Source organism: Streptomyces sp. NBC_00390, from assembly GCF_036057275.1.
Taxonomy (GTDB): Bacteria; Actinomycetota; Actinomycetes; order Streptomycetales; family Streptomycetaceae; genus Streptomyces.
On record NZ_CP107945.1, the window covers coordinates 6,215,397 to 6,229,919 of the forward strand.

14 protein-coding genes are annotated in these 14,523 nt (G+C 70.6%); 11 read left to right on the forward strand and 3 right to left on the reverse strand.

The annotated features are described in order from the left end of the window. Positions 1–69: 69 nt before the first annotated feature. Entirely contained in the window at positions 70–1,683 is a 1,614-nt protein-coding gene (locus OHS70_RS27435; protein ID WP_328401586.1) for a GMC oxidoreductase, read from the forward strand. 238 nt (positions 1,684–1,921) lie between these two features. Here OHS70_RS27435 and OHS70_RS27440 read toward each other — a convergent pair whose 3' ends face one another. Beyond that, positions 1,922–3,718 carry an AMP-dependent synthetase/ligase gene (locus tag OHS70_RS27440; RefSeq protein WP_328401588.1) on the reverse strand — a complete coding sequence of 599 codons (1,797 nt, stop codon included), beginning with the start codon at positions 3,716–3,718 and terminating at the stop codon, positions 1,922–1,924. A gap of 292 nt (positions 3,719–4,010) precedes the next feature. Between OHS70_RS27440 and OHS70_RS27445 the strand changes: the two genes are divergently transcribed. The 6 genes from OHS70_RS27445 (at position 4,011) to OHS70_RS27470 (ending at position 9,025) form a co-directional block, all read left to right on the forward strand. Further along, positions 4,011–4,778, forward strand: a complete 768-nt coding sequence (locus OHS70_RS27445) for a metallophosphoesterase family protein (RefSeq protein WP_328405934.1) — start codon at positions 4,011–4,013, stop codon at positions 4,776–4,778. 91 nt (positions 4,779–4,869) lie between these two features. Beyond that, on the forward strand, positions 4,870–5,319 hold the full coding sequence (locus tag OHS70_RS27450; protein ID WP_328401590.1) for an SRPBCC family protein: 450 nt from the start codon (positions 4,870–4,872) through the stop codon (positions 5,317–5,319). Beyond that, positions 5,319–6,677 carry an ArsA family ATPase gene (locus OHS70_RS27455; RefSeq protein ID WP_328401592.1) on the forward strand — a complete coding sequence of 453 codons (1,359 nt, stop codon included), beginning with the start codon at positions 5,319–5,321 and terminating at the stop codon, positions 6,675–6,677. The genes OHS70_RS27450 and OHS70_RS27455 overlap by 1 nt, the downstream gene beginning before the upstream one ends. A 65-nt stretch (positions 6,678–6,742) precedes the next feature. Continuing rightward, positions 6,743–7,183, forward strand: coding sequence for a DUF5304 domain-containing protein (locus OHS70_RS27460; RefSeq protein WP_328401594.1), 441 nt, complete (start codon positions 6,743–6,745; stop codon positions 7,181–7,183). A 65-nt stretch (positions 7,184–7,248) separates the two neighbouring features. Beyond that, positions 7,249–8,190, forward strand: a complete 942-nt coding sequence (locus tag OHS70_RS27465; RefSeq protein WP_328401596.1) for an ROK family glucokinase — start codon at positions 7,249–7,251, stop codon at positions 8,188–8,190. 70 nt (positions 8,191–8,260) lie between these two features. Then, complete coding sequence (locus OHS70_RS27470) at positions 8,261–9,025, forward strand: endonuclease/exonuclease/phosphatase family protein (protein ID WP_443062666.1); 765 nt, start codon at positions 8,261–8,263, stop codon at positions 9,023–9,025. Positions 9,026–9,076: 51 nt separating this feature from the next. Here OHS70_RS27470 and OHS70_RS27475 read toward each other — a convergent pair whose 3' ends face one another. Together OHS70_RS27475 and OHS70_RS27480 are read right to left on the reverse strand one after the other, a co-directional pair. After that, positions 9,077–9,622, reverse strand: a complete 546-nt coding sequence (locus tag OHS70_RS27475; RefSeq protein WP_328401598.1) for a hypothetical protein — start codon at positions 9,620–9,622, stop codon at positions 9,077–9,079. Beyond that, positions 9,615–10,421, reverse strand: a complete 807-nt coding sequence (locus OHS70_RS27480) for an alpha/beta hydrolase (protein WP_328401600.1) — start codon at positions 10,419–10,421, stop codon at positions 9,615–9,617. Before OHS70_RS27480 ends, OHS70_RS27475 begins: the two co-directional genes overlap by 8 nt. A 186-nt stretch (positions 10,422–10,607) precedes the next feature. On the opposite strand from OHS70_RS27480, the gene OHS70_RS27485 reads away from it, so the two are divergent. The 4 genes from OHS70_RS27485 (at position 10,608) to OHS70_RS27500 (ending at position 14,472) form a co-directional block, all read left to right on the forward strand. Further along, entirely contained in the window at positions 10,608–11,348 is a 741-nt protein-coding gene (locus tag OHS70_RS27485) for a lysophospholipid acyltransferase family protein (RefSeq protein WP_328405938.1), read from the forward strand. Between the two features lie 31 nt (positions 11,349–11,379). After that, positions 11,380–12,588, forward strand: coding sequence for a MacS family sensor histidine kinase (gene macS, locus OHS70_RS27490; protein ID WP_328401602.1), 1,209 nt, complete (start codon positions 11,380–11,382; stop codon positions 12,586–12,588). Continuing rightward, positions 12,585–13,259 carry a response regulator transcription factor gene (locus OHS70_RS27495; RefSeq protein WP_328401604.1) on the forward strand — a complete coding sequence of 225 codons (675 nt, stop codon included), beginning with the start codon at positions 12,585–12,587 and terminating at the stop codon, positions 13,257–13,259. The genes macS and OHS70_RS27495 overlap by 4 nt, the downstream gene beginning before the upstream one ends. A 184-nt stretch (positions 13,260–13,443) precedes the next feature. Beyond that, positions 13,444–14,472 (forward strand): 6-phosphofructokinase, encoded by a 1,029-nt coding sequence (locus OHS70_RS27500; RefSeq protein WP_328401606.1) that lies wholly within the window; start codon positions 13,444–13,446, stop codon positions 14,470–14,472. The last annotated feature ends 51 nt before the right edge of the window (positions 14,473–14,523 follow it).

A 14,523-nucleotide genomic window follows, 5' to 3' on the forward strand; every position in this document is an offset into this window, starting at 1 on the left:
TTGACGGATCATCAGTTCCGGGGTGTGCGGGACCTGGGCGGAGCATGAAATTCCGCCCATGCTCCGGACATGACACCAAATCTGACGCGACGTCACCTGTTGGGCATCGCTGCCCTGCAGGCGGCTTCCGCGTTCGGCTTCACCCGCATCGGTCTCTCCGCGGCATCCGCCGTGGAGCCCCCGGCCACCGACTACGCACCCGCTGTCGTCGTCGGTTCCGGCTACGGAGCGGCAGTCGCCGCGCTCCGCCTCGGCGAGGCGGGGATCGACACCCTCGTCCTCGAGATGGGCCGGCTCTGGAACACCCCGGGTCCGGACGGCAAGGTCTTCTGCAGTACGAGCGCGCCCGACCGGCGGTCCATGTGGTTCCGCACCCGCACGGAGGCGCCGCTGGCCACCTTCCTGTGGCTGGACGTCGTCAACAAGAACATCAGCCCCTACCCCGGCGTGCTCGACCGGGTCCGGTACGCCGACATGTCCGTGTTCGTGGGACGGGGGGTCGGTGGCGGATCCCTGGTCAACGGCGGGATGGCGGTGACCCCGCCACGTGCGTACTTCACCGAGGTGCTGCCCCAGGTCGATGCCGACCAGATGTACGGCACCTGGTTCCCCCGCGCCCGGCAGATGCTGGGCGTCAACACCGTGGACCCGGCGTGGTTCGAGGCGACCGAGTGGTACCGCTTCTCGCGGATCGCCCGCAGGCACGCGCACAACGCCGGACTGCGGACCGTCTTCGTGCCCAGCGTCTACGACTTCGGCCACATGCAGCGCGAAGCAGCGGGCCAGGCGGTGAAGTCGGCGCTCGCCGGGGAGGTCATCTACGGCAACAACCACGGCAAACGCAGCGTCGACAAGACCTATCTCGCCCAGGCGCTCGGCACCGGGAAGGTCACCGTCAGGACGCTGAGCCGGGTCAGGGCCGTACGCCGGGAACCGGACGGCACCTTTGTGCTCACCGTCGACGAGACGGATGCCTCGGGCCGGGTCGCGAGGACCGTCGAAGTCGGCTGCCGGCAGCTCTTCCTCGGCGCGGGCAGCCTCGGCAGCACGGAGATCCTGCTGCGCGCCCGGGAGACGGGCGCACTGCCCGGCCTCGGCCAGGACGTGGGCCGGGGCTGGGGCCACAACGGCAACCTGATGACCGGCCGTGCGATGCACGTGTGGGACACGGTCGGGGCGAACCAGGCCACGATGCCGGCCATGGGCATCGACGACTGGTCGAACCCCACGCATCCGGTCTTCGCCGAGATCGCGCCGCTGCCCATGGGGTTCGAGCACTGGATCAGCCTCTACCTGGCGATCACCAAAAACCCCGAACGCGGCACCTTCACGTACGACGCGGCGAGCGACTCCGCGAAACTCAACTGGAGCCGGTCGCAGAACCAGCCGTCGGTCACCGCGGCGAAGTCGCTGTTCGACCGCATCAACCGGGCGAACGCGACGATCCACCGCTACGACCTGTTCGGCGGCAACCGGATCTTCGCCGACGACTTCACGTACCACCCGCTGGGCGGCTGCGTGCTGGGGCGCGCGACGGACGACTGGGGCCGGGTGAAGGGGAGTTCACTGCTGTATGTCACCGACGGTGCCCTGATCCCCGGCTCGCTGGGCGTGAACCCGTTCGTCACCATCACCGCACTCGCCGAGCGGAACATGGCCAGGATCCTCGCGGAGGACGCGTGACAGCACGTGCGGGACGGCCGCTGCGCAGAGCTGTTCCGCTGCTCGGCCCTCCCACGCCCGCAGGGGGAGTGTCCTCGAACGCCGGACGGGCCGACTCCCGCCCTGCGGGCGAAAATCAGCCCGACGCGCAAAGGCTGCGGGGAGCACATCAAGCTCTTGGAGGTGCTCCCGAACGAATTCCGGGGGAGATCGAGGCGCGGGGGTCCGGGGGCGGCGCCCCGGGTGCAAGCGATCCCGCTCAGCCCCGGTAGAGACCCTCGATCTCGTCCGCGAAGTCCTTCGCCACCACATTGCGCTTCAGCTTCAGCGACGGCGTGATGTGGCCCGCCTCTTCAGTGAACTGGGAGGAGAGAATGCGGAATTTCCGCACCGATTCCGCCTTGGAGACGGCCGCGTTGCCGTCGTCCACCGCCTTCTGGATCTCGGCCAGCAGCTCCGGGTCGTCGCGCAGCGCCGCCGCCGTCGAACCGGCCGGCTTGTCGTGGTCCGCGGCCCAGCGGCCGAGGAACTCCTCGTCGATGGTGACCAGCGCGCCCACGAACGGGCGCCCGTCGCCGACCACCATGCACTCCGCGACCAGCGCATGGGCGCGGATGCGGTCCTCGATCACCGCGGGAGCGACGTTCTTGCCGCCCGCGGTGACCAGGATCTCCTTCTTGCGGCCCGTGATCGCGAGGTAGCCGTCCTCGTCCAGGGTGCCGATGTCGCCGGTGTGGAACCAGCCGTCGGTCAGCGCCTCCGCCGTCGCGGCTTCGTTGTTCCAGTAGCCCTGGAAGATGTGCTCACCGTGCAGCAGGATCTCGCCGTCGTCCGCGATCCGCACCACCGAGCCCGGCAGCGGCTGGCCCACCGTGCCGATCTTCTGCCGGTCCCACGGGCTGAACGCGGTCGCCGCACACGACTCGGTCAGGCCGTAGCCCTCCAGGACCGTGAAGCCGATGCCACGATAGAAGTGGCCGAGACGCTCGCCCAGCGGCGCGCCGCCGGAGATCGCGTACTCGCCGCGCCCGCCCAGCACCGCTCGCAGCTTGCTGTAGACGAGCCTGTCGAAGACCTTGTGCTTGATCTTCAGGCCGAGCGGTGCACCCTGCGGAGTGCTGGTGGCCCGGCTGTAGGCGATCGCCGTGTCGGCGGCCTTGTCGAAGATCTTGCCCTTGCCGTCCGCCTGGGCCTTCGCCCGCGCGGAGTTGTAGACCTTCTCGAAGACGCGCGGCACACCGAGGATCAGGGTGGGCCGGAAGCCGGCCAGCTCGTCGGTGAGGTTCTTGATGTCCGACACGCAGCCGAGCTTGATCGGTGCCATGACGGCCGCGATCTCGACCATGCGGCCGAAGACGTGGGCGGCCGGCAGGAAGAGCAGCACCGAGCTCTCGCCCGTACGGAACAGCGGCTTGAGGCGCTCGACCAGGTTGCCGCACTCCGCGAAGAAGGCGCGGTGGGTGAGCACACAGCCCTTGGGGCGGCCGGTGGTGCCCGAGGTGTAGACGATCGTCGCCGGGTCGTCGGCCTTGGCCGCCGCGCTGCGCTCGTCCACCGTCTCCTCGGAGACCTCCGCCCCCGCGGCGGTGAGCTCCTCGACCGCACCCTGCTCGATCTGCCACACATGCTTGACGGCCGGCAGCGATGCACGCACCGACTCGACGGCGGCGGCGTGCGCCGAGCTCTCCACGATCACCGCGACCGCGCCGGAGTCACTGAGGATCCACTGGATCTGCTCGGCCGAACTCGTTTCGTACACAGGGACGGTGACGGCGCCGGCGCTCCAGATCGCGAAGTCCAGCTGCACCCACTCGTAGCGGGTGCGGGACACGAGCGCGACCCGGTCGCCCGGCTGGACGCCGGCGGCGATCAGGCCCTTGGCGGCGGCCCGTACCTCGGCCAGGAACTGAGGCGCGGTGACATCGGTCCAGGCACCGGCGACCTTGCGGCTCATGACGGCGACATCGGGATGCTGCGTGGCATTGCGGCGGATGAGATCCGTCAGGTTGCCGTCTGCAGGGACCTCGTACAGGGCCGGAAGGCTGAACTCGCGCAAGACTGCTGCTCCTCATCGGGCTCCGGCGCCACGGCTCTGTGTGATGCACCGGCTGCGGTCCAAGATCGGGCAGGTGCTCGGGTGGGGGCGAGCACGACTGGACTGCCCGGACGTTACCCACCAGTACTGGGTTCCCGATAGGGGGTCCCGGCCAGATGTTCGCTGCGTCACACGTTCATGGATGTACTTCGCGCAGGGTAGTCCACGCCGTACCGACCCGGAAGCAACCGCAGGTCCACCCCCCTCCACCCAAGCGGTAAACCTGCGCTCTAGGGTGATCGTCATGCGTGGCATGCGAGTCAATGTGGTCAGTGACGTGCACGGCAATGCACAAGACCTCGCGACCGCAGGTGACGGCGCCGATGCCCTGATCTGCCTCGGCGACCTGGTGCTCTTCCTCGACTACGCCGATCACTCGCGCGGCATCTTCCCCGACCTCTTCGGCGTCGAGAACGCCGATCTGATCGTGGAGCTGCGTACCGCGCGGCGCTTCGACGAGGCACGTGAGCTGGGCCGCAGGCTCTGGGCCGAGCTCGGGATGGACCGCGAGAGCGCCATCGAGTCCGCGGTGCGCCGTCAGTACGCCGAGTTGTTCGCCGCCTTTCCCACACCGACGTACGCCACCTACGGCAATGTCGACATCCCGACACTCTGGCCCGAGTACGCCCGCCCCGGCACCACCGTGCTGGACGGTGAACGTGCCGAGATCGGCGGCCTCCTCTTCGGCTTCGTCGGCGGCGGACTGCGTTCCCCGATGCGTACGCCCTACGAGATCTCCGACGAGGAGTACGCCGCCAAGATCGAGGCGGTCGGCGAGGTCGATGTGCTGTGCTCCCACATCCCGCCCGAGGTACCCGAACTGACCTATGACACGGTCGCACGCCGCTTCGAGCGCGGCAGCCGTGCACTGCTGGACGCCATCCGGCGCACCCGGCCGCGGTACGCCCTCTTCGGGCACGTCCACCAGCCCCTCGTCCGCCGGATGCGCATCGACGCGACCGAGTGCGTCAACGTCGGACACTTCGCCTCCACCGGACGTCCCTGGTCCCTGACATGGTGACCCGGGCCCGTCACTGACGGGCCGCCCGGTCGCGATAGCCTGCACACCACCACACCACTCCCGGCCGTACCGCATGTGAGGAGCCGCAGCGATGGCGGAACACACCAGCTCGAGCATCACGATCGATGCGGCGCCGGCCGATGTCATGGGAGTGATCTCCGACTTCGCCCGCTATCCCGAATGGACAGGCGAGGTGAAGGAGGCCGAGGTGCTCGCCCGCGACGCCGATGGCCGCGCGGAGCAGGTCCGGCTGGTGCTGGACGCCGGAGCGATCAAGGACGACCACACCCTCGCGTACACCTGGAACGGCGAGAACCAGGTCAGCTGGACCCTGGTGAAGTCCCAGATGCTGCGTGCCCTCGACGGCTCCTATGCCCTCGCACCGGTCGGCGGCGGCGACCGCACCGAGGTCACTTACCAGCTCACCGTCGACGTCAAGATCCCCATGCTCGGCATGATCAAGCGCAAGGCCGAGAAGGTCATCATCGACCGCGCCCTCGCCGGTCTGAAGAAGCGAGTCGAGAGCGGCGCCGCCGCCTGATGCGCCGGGTCCTCGTCACCGGCCTCGGCGGCGCGGGCCGTACCACCGTCGCCGCAGCCACCGCACTGGCCGCGGCCCGGGCCGGCAAGCGCACGCTGTTGCTGTCGGCAGAGCCGGGCGAGGTTCTGGGCGCACCCGTCACCGGCAGGGTGGACGCCCCGGCCGCGGTCGCGGACATGCTGTGGGCCGCCCGTATCGAGCCCGGAGCCGATTTCCGGGCGGAGTTCCTCTCCCTCCAGCAACGCAGCTCCGCCGCGCTCGATCTGCTGGGCGCCCGGCCACTGGAGGACGAGGAGCTGACCGACCTGCCCGGCAGCGAGCAGTTCGCGCTGCTGCGGGCGCTCACGGTCGCGGCCCGCGGTCCCTGGGACGTCGCCGTCGTCGACATGCCGCCACTGCGCGAGACCATCGCCCTGCTGGCCCTGCCCGACCAGCTGCGCCGCTATCTGCGTCGGCTGCTGCCGCGTGAGCGGCAGGCCGCCAGGGCGCTGCGGCCGATGCTCGCCCAGCTCGCCGGCGTACCGATGCCTGCGCAGTGGCTGTACGAGACGGCCGAGCGCTGGGACACCGAGCTGGCCGGTGTCCAGTCGGTGATCGAATCCTCGAACACCAATGTGACCGTGGTCGCCGAGCCGGGTCCCGCCGCCGCGGACGCCCTGCGCACGGCTCGCGCCGGGCTGAGCCTGCACGGCCTGGACGTCGAGATGATCGTGGCCAACCGCTGCGTCCCGGAGGGCTCGCCCGACACGTGGGCGGCCGGGCTCGCCGCCCAGCAGCGCAAGTGCCTGGACCAGTGGGTGACCGACTGGGTCGCACGAGGCCCGGCGCAGGTCTGCGAAATGCCCCATCTCGGCCGTGACCCGCGCGGCCTTGACGATCTCGCGCTCCTGGAGACCGAGGCGAACTGCGCCTCCCACGAGAGCCACTTCCACACCGAGGACGACGCGCGCCTCGGCTCGCTCGTCCTGGCCCTCCACTGGGACCGCGAGGAGCGCGGCCCGGACCCCTGGTGGGTCGAGGACGTCCACGCGACGGCCGTCGAACGGGCCAGGCAGATCGAGGCGCTCGCGGACACCGACAACCACTGGCACGGCCGCAACGGGGTCCTCCCCGGGGAACCGGACCCCGTCGACGACGGCACCCTCGTCCTGCACCTCCGGCTGCCCGGGGCCGTCAAGGAGGAGCTCGCCCTGGTCCGCCGTGGGGATGAACTCCTCATCACGGTCGGGCCCTTCCGGAGGATCTTCCCGCTGCCGTCCGCGCTGCGGCGCTGCACCGTGGCGGGCGCGGCGCTCGAGAAGGGCGTACTGCGGGTCCGCTTCACGCCTGACCCCGATCTGTGGCCCCGCGGTCGCTGAACGCAGTACCCCCATTCGGGTAACGTCGAGCGTACAAACCCTCAGTCCTGCCGCAGGAGTACGCCATGAGTGATCCCACTGAGCGTCCCGCCGTCGACGACGACGCCTGGGCGACGGCGTGCGAGGAGGATCTCCAGGCGGAGAAGGCCCGTCGCCGCGCGCAGTACGGGGCCCAGCCGGGCTCGGCCGCCGAGGAACTGAAGAAGCTCCTCGAAGCGGTCGCCGACAAGGTCTCCGCGTTCCAGACCTCGCTGCCGGGCATGGCCGCCCAGAGCGCCGTACAGCAGCTGGTCGACCAGGCCAGGTCCGCCGTCGAGCCGGTCATCGAGCGCAACCCCCATGTCTTCGACCACCTCGCCGCCGCCGGCAACGAGCTGCTCGCCGCTTATCGATCCGCTGTCGAGGGCCATGAGCGACGCTGGACGCAGGGGCCGACCGCCGCCGAGGACGACCGCGACCCGCGTGACGAGGGACCCGCGTCGAGCGAGCACATCGACCTGGACTGACGAGGCCGTGCCCGCCCTCGGGTACGGTTGGCCGTAGCGGGGCTCGACCGAAAACTGAGGGACACATGGGACTCACCATCGGCGTCGACATCGGCGGCACGAAGATCGCGGCGGGAGTGGTCGACGAAGAGGGCACCATTCTCGAGACGCACAAGGTGCCCACCCCGTCGACTCCCGAGGGCATCGTCGACGCGATCTGCTCGGCCGTCGCCGGGGCCGGCGAGGGGCATGACATCGAGGCCGTCGGCATCGGCGCCGCCGGCTATGTGGACGACAAGCGTGCCACCGTCCTGTTCGCTCCGAACATCGACTGGCGCCACGAACCGCTCAAGGACAAGGTCGAGCAGCGCGTCGGCCTTCCCGTCGTGGTCGAGAACGACGCGAACGCCGCCGCCTGGGGCGAGTACCGCTTCGGTGCGGGCCAGGGTCACGAGGACGTCATCTGCATCACCCTCGGCACCGGCCTCGGCGGCGGCATCATCATCGGCAACAAGCTGCGCCGCGGCCGCTTCGGCGTGGCCGCGGAGTTCGGCCACATCCGGGTGGTTCCGGACGGTCTGCTGTGCGGCTGCGGCAGCCAGGGTTGCTGGGAACAGTACGCCTCGGGCCGCGCCCTGGTGCGGTACGCCAAGCAGCGCGCCAACGCCACCCCTGAGAACGCCACGGTGCTCCTCGGGCTCGGCGACGGCACCGTCGAGGGCATCCAGGGCAAGCACATCAGCCAGGCCGCCCGGCAGGGCGACGCCGTCGCGCTCGACTCGTTCCGCGAGCTGGCGCGCTGGGCGGGCGCGGGCCTGGCCGACCTGGCCTCGCTCTTCGACCCCTCGGCGTTCATCGTCGGCGGCGGCGTCTCCGACGAAGGGGAGCTGGTCCTCGACCCGATCCGCAAGTCCTTCCGGCGCTGGCTGGTGGGCGGCAAGTTCCGTCCGCACGCCCAGGTGCTCGCCGCCCAGCTGGGCGGCAAGGCCGGCCTGGTGGGCGCGGCGGACCTGGCGCGCCAGGGCTGAACCACCCGTACGGCACCGTGCCCGCCGCGCCCTCTGGGGTTGCGGCGGGCACCGTCGTATGTTGATCCGCATGGTGATGAGCACGGCGCGTACGCTGCCCAACTCCCGTACCGAGCCGGACGGTTCGGTGGTGATCCGGGTCCTCTCCTACAACATCCGCTCGATGCGGGACGACGAGGAGGCACTGGCCCGGGTGATCCGCGCGTGCCGTCCCGATCTGGTGTTCGTCCAGGAGGCCCCCAGATTCTTCCGCTGGCGCAAGCACGCGGCGCGCCTCGCGGCCAGGAGCGAGCTGGTGATGCTCTCCGGCGGCGCGACGGCGGCCGGGCCGATGCTGCTGTGCTCGCTGCGGGCGACCGTGGAGCGGACCGAGGACGTGCTGCTGCCGCTCACCCCCGGTCTGCACCGACGGGGCTTCGCCACCGCGGTGGTACGGATCGGGGGAGCCCGGATCGGGCTGCTCAGCTGCCATCTGAGCCTGCAGACCGACGAGCGCTACGCCCAGGCGGGGATGCTGCTGGACCGGCTGGCCGCGCTTGAGACCCCGCACGCGATCGCGGCCGGCGACATCAATGAGCGCCCCGGCGGGCGGAGCTTCATCCGACTGGCGGCCGAGCTCCAGGACTGCTGGGCTGCCGGCCCCTGGGGCGGCGAGTACACCTCCACCCCTGCCGACCCTCACCAGCGCATCGACGCGATCTTCGCCACGAGCGGCGTGGAGGTCCTGGCCTGCGGAGTCCCCAGCGGCCTGATGGGCATCACGGACCGCGACCTCAGGGCCGCCACGGACCACCTCCCGGTCCTGGCGGCCCTGCGCATCCCTGCGGGGGAGTGACGCGGTGCCCGGGCCCGGATCCTGGCACCGGGCCCGAACCGCAACCGGAACTCAGACCACCGCGCCGCGGCCCGGGTCGTCGTCCTCGTCGTCGCCGTGGGACATCCGGGCCACCAGCGTCGCGAACCCGCCCAGGAAGCCGCCGATGCACAGCGTCGTCAGCCACCACGTCATGTCCCACTGGAGCAGCACCGCGATCAGCATCAGGACCGGGCCGCCGACCACCGCGAGCCAGGCGAACTTGGACGTGACGTCCGCCTCAGGCAGGGGCGGCGGCTCCGGGGGCACGAAGTGGCCCTCGTCCGTCTCGTCGAGGTCGTCGTCCTTGGCCTGGTCCAGCTGGTAGTCGCGCGGGCCGCCGACCCCGGGCGCGAAGGTGATCGAGCTGCCGAGCGCCGGCCGGTCCGCCTCCGGCTCCTCGGAGTCGTCCGGCCGGCTCGCCTTCTCCTCGAGCAGGGCGAGGTCCTCCACGGACTTGAACGGCTTGGCGCCCGGCGGGTCGGCCGGCTCGTCGCCGTAACCGGCGATGATGGCCGCCCATGCGGCCTCCTCGTCGATCGGCTGCGGCTCGCGGTCCGCGTCGTGCTGCTCAGCCACCGGTCGTGCTCCCTCCCAAGACTCCCTGCGCGGAGGACCCGATGGTCCCGGCACCCGGAGCGAGCCGCTCGATGAAGGCGTGACTCTCCTCGAAGATCCGCTCCGCATCATGGTCCAACGTCGCCACGTGGTAGCTCTGTTCCAGCAGGATCTCGGTGACGTCCGTCGAGGAGACCCGGCTGAGGATCCTGGCCGAGTCGGCGGGCGGCACCACATGGTCCTGGGGGCTGTGCAGCAGCACCATCGGCTGGGTGACCTGCGCCAGCTCGCCGTCGACCAGCTTCAGGAACTGGCGCAGGGTGTGCGCGGCGTGCAGCGGCGTGCGGTCGTACCCGCCCTCGTCGACGCCCGGCTTGGCGATGTCGTTGGCCACGCCCTTCGTGGAGGGCACCAGGTGGCGCACCACCGGAAGCGTGTGCGCGGCAAGCCCCCACACCTTGTTGGCCGGGTTGACCACGACGATGCCCGCGATCGCGTCACCGTGCTTGGCGGCGAGCCGCAGCGTCAGCGCCCCGCCCATGGACAGACCGAAGACGAAGACCCGGCTGCACCGCTCGACCAGGGACCGCAGCTCGCGGTCCACCTCCGCGTACCAGTCCTGCCAGCCGGTCACCTGCATGTCCTGCCAGCGCGTGCCGTGACCGGGCAGCAGCGGCAGGGACACCGTGAGCCCGCGCTCCGCCAGATACTCGGCCCAGGGGCGCAGCGACTGCGGGGAACCCGTGAACCCATGACAGAGGAGGACGCCGACGTCGCCGCCGACATGGCGGTACGGCTCGGCTCCAGGAACGACCGGCACCAGGGTCTCCCGTTCGTGAGGACATTGCATGTGGGTCGAAGGGTGTACTTCACGGTACGCGACCGGACCGACACCGACCAGGGCCGTCCGTACTCCGGCCGACCCCGGGGCGGCGGCGCCGGGCCCACCACGGGTTAGGGTCTGTTCGACAGCACACAGGAGGCACCCGAGTTGATGTACGGCGCAATGAAGTTCTCCATCGGAGGCTCGCTGAAGCTTGCCTTCAGGCCCTGGGTGGAGGGTCTGGAGAACATTCCCGCCGAGGGGCCCGCCATCCTCGCGAGCAACCACCTGTCGTTCTCGGACTCGTTCTTCCTCCCGGCGGTCCTCGACCGCAAGGTGACCTTCATCGCCAAGGCCGAGTACTTCACCTCGCCGGGTGTGAAGGGCAAGCTCACCGCCGCCTTCTTCAAGGGCGTCGGACAGCTGCCGGTGGACCGCTCGGGCGCCCGCGGCGCCGGCGAGGCGGCGATCAAGGCCGGTATCCAGGTCATCGAGTCCGGGGGTCTCTTCGGGATCTACCCGGAGGGCACCCGTTCCCCGGACGGCCGCCTCTACCGCGGCAAGCCCGGGGGCCTCGCGCGCGTGGCGCTCGCCACCGGCGCGCCGGTGATCCCGGTCGCGATGATCGACACCGAGAAGATCCAGCCGCCCGGCAAGGTGATCCCCAAGCTCATGCGCCCGGGGATCCGGATCGGCAAGCCGCTGGACTTCAGCCGCTACCACGGCATGGAGCACGACCGCTTCATCCTGCGCTCGGTGACCGACGAGGTCATGTACGAGATCATGAAGCTTTCGGGCCAGGAGTACGTGGACATCTACGCGACGGCCGCCAAGCGCCAGATCGCCGAGGCCGAGAAGGCCGAGAAGACGGCCCGCGCGGAGGCCGAGAAGGCCCAGAAGAAGTCGCACCGGCCGGCTGCCTAGCCGCGCCGTCGGTCAGGGGTGGGGTAGGGAGATGGCCAGGCGCGAGCGTGTCGTGCGGATGTCGGTGGAGGTGCCGCTGTGGCGTGCCCTGACCGCGTACCGCGTCCTGACGATGATCTACGCGGTACTGCTGTTCCTCTTCACCCGGCAGAACTTCGAGCGCCCCGGGATCGCGATCGCGTTTCTCGCGGTGATGTCCGTCTGGACGCTCGCCACGCTCCACAAGGTGACGGGCGCGGCGAGCTGCACCAAGGGCTTCCTGGTCGCCGATCTGACGATCGCCCTCACCGGCATCATGCTCACGCCCCTCGCCGACGCCCACGCCCAGCAGGTCGACGGCCCGACCCTGCCGTCGATATGGACGGCGGGCTCGGTCCTCGCCTTCGCCATCAAGGGCGGCTGGCGCTGGGCCGGGGTCGCCTCGTCCTTCGTCGCGGTCGCCAACATCGTCGAGCGCGGTGAGCCCAGCCGGGACACGTTCCACAACGTCCTGCTCGTCTGGGTCGCCTCCATCGCCATCGGATACGTCGTCGAGGTGGCCCGCGCCTCCGAGCGCACCCTCGCCCGCGCCCTGGAGATCGAGGCCGCGACCCGCGAGCGGGAGCGCCTGGCCCGGGACATCCACGACAGCGTGCTCCAGGTGCTGGCCATGGTGCAGCGGCGCGGTACGGCGCTGGGCGGCGAGGCCGCCGAGCTCGGCCGGATGGCGGGCGAGCAGGAGGTGGCCCTGCGCACCCTGGTCGCGGGCGGCCTGGTGACCGCATCCCGTGTCTCGGAGGACGAGTCGCAGGGAGCCGTCGTACGGGTCGTGGAGGTGCCCGACGACGACGAGCCGGCGCGCCCGCACGATCTGCGCACCCTGCTCGCCTCGCACGCCGGGTCGAAGGTGACCCTGTCCGAGCCGGGTGCCCCGGTGCTGCTCGATGCGCCCGCGGCACGCGAACTGGCGGCAGCCGTCGGCGCCGCCCTGGACAATGTCCGCAGGCATGCCGGCGAGGACGCCCAGGCCTGGATCCTGGTCGAGGACTGGCCGGACGAGGTGGTGGTGACGGTCCGGGACGACGGACCGGGCATCCCGGACGGCAGGCTGGCGCAGGCCGAGGGGGAGGGGCGGATGGGGGTCGCGATGTCCATCCGCGGCCGGCTGCGGGACCTCGGCGGGACCGCCGAGCTGATCTCGGTCCCGGGTCAGGGCACAGAAGTCGAACTGAAGGTTCCACGGGGGAAGGCAGGCACATGACGGACCAGCAGACGATCAAGGTGATGGTCGTCGACGACCACCCGATGTGGCGGGACGCGGTCGCCCGCGACCTGGCCGCGGCCGGGTTCGACGTCGTCGCCACGGCGGGCGACGGTCCGCAGGCGGTGCGCCGTGCGGGCGCCGTCGTGCCGGACGTGCTCGTGCTCGACCTGAACCTGCCCGGGATGCCGGGCGTCCAGGTGTGCAAGGAGCTCGTCGGCTCGCTGCCCGCGCTGCGGGTCCTGGTGCTGTCCGCCAGTGGTGAGCACGCGGATGTCCTGGAGGCGGTGAAGTCCGGCGCCACCGGCTATCTGCTGAAGTCGGCCAGCACGGAGGAACTGACGGACGCGGTGCGGCGCACCGCGGTCGGCGACCCCGTCTTCACGCCGGGCCTCGCGGGGCTGGTGCTCGGCGAGTACCGCCGCCTCGCCTCCGAGCCCGTCCCGTCCGTCGGGCCCGGCGAGCCGAAGGCGCCGCAGCTGACCGACCGGGAGACCGAGGTACTCCGGCTGGTCGCCAAGGGGCTGTCGTACAAGCAGATCGCCGAGCGGCTGGTCATCTCGCACCGCACGGTCCAGAACCATGTCCAGAACACGCTCGGCAAGCTCCAGCTCCACAACCGCGTGGAGCTGGTGCGGTATGCGATCGAGCGCGGCCTGGACGACGCCTGACCGTCCGGCCGCCTGGGGGGCCCGAGTTGGCGAGCCCGGCCGCGGGCCTTACCCGTACGAGTGAAAGACGGTCGGTCAACCGACGTGTGACGTACAGGAATTGACCGTTCGCCCCATCCCTGAGTGACCTGGATCACCATTAGCGTGACGGTCATCACGCTCACCAGGTGAAGGGAAGTTTTCCATGCGCGTCGGAGTACTGACCGGGGGCGGCGACTGCCCCGGCCTCAATGCGGTCATCCGCGGACTCGTCCGCAAGGGTGTGCAGGAGTACGCGTACGAGTTCGTCGGCTACCGGGACGGCTGGCGAGGGCCCCTCGAAGGCGACACCCTCCCCCTCGACATCCCCGCCGTACGCGGCATCCTGCCCCGCGGGGGCACCATCCTCGGCTCGTCGCGAACCAACCCGTTCAAGGTGGAGAACGGCGTCCGCCGGATCAAGGAGAACCTCGTCAAGCACGAGGTGGACGCCCTGGTCGCGATCGGCGGCGAGGACACGCTCGGCGTCGCGGCGCGGCTGCACGACGAGTTCGGCATCAGGTGCGTCGGGGTGCCCAAGACCATCGACAACGACCTGTCCGCGACCGACTACACCTTCGGCTTCGACACCGCGGTCGGCATCGCCACCGAGGCCATCGACCGGCTGCACACCACTGCCGAGTCCCATATGCGGGTTCTCGTGGTCGAGGTGATGGGCCGTCACGCCGGCTGGATCGCCCTGCACTCCGGGCTGGCCGGCGGCGCCAATGTCATCCTCATCCCCGAGCAGCGCTTCGACGTCGACCAGGTCTGCGCCTGGGTGACCTCCCGCTTCAAGGCCAGTTACGCCCCGATCGTGGTGGTCGCCGAGGGTGCCATGCCCAAGGACGGCGAGGCGGTGCTCAAGGACGGCTCCCTGGACTCGTTCGGCCATGTCCGGCTCTCCGGTGTCGGGGAGTGGCTGGCCAAGGAGATCGAGAGCCGTACCGGCAAGGAGGCCCGCACCACGGTCCTCGGCCATGTCCAGCGCGGTGGCACCCCGAGCGCCTTCGACCGCTGGCTGGCCACCCGCTTCGGGCTGCACGCGATCGACGCCGTGCGGGAGGAGGACTTCGGAAAGATGGTCGCGCTGCGGGGCACCGACATCGTGCGGGTGCCGATCGCCGAGGCGACGGCCAGGCTGAAGACGGTCGAGCCCGCGCTCTACCAGGAGGTCGGCGTCTTCTTCGGCTGACCCGGAGAGCGGCAGGGCGGGACGCGTCCGTGAGCCGTGGGCCGTATGTTC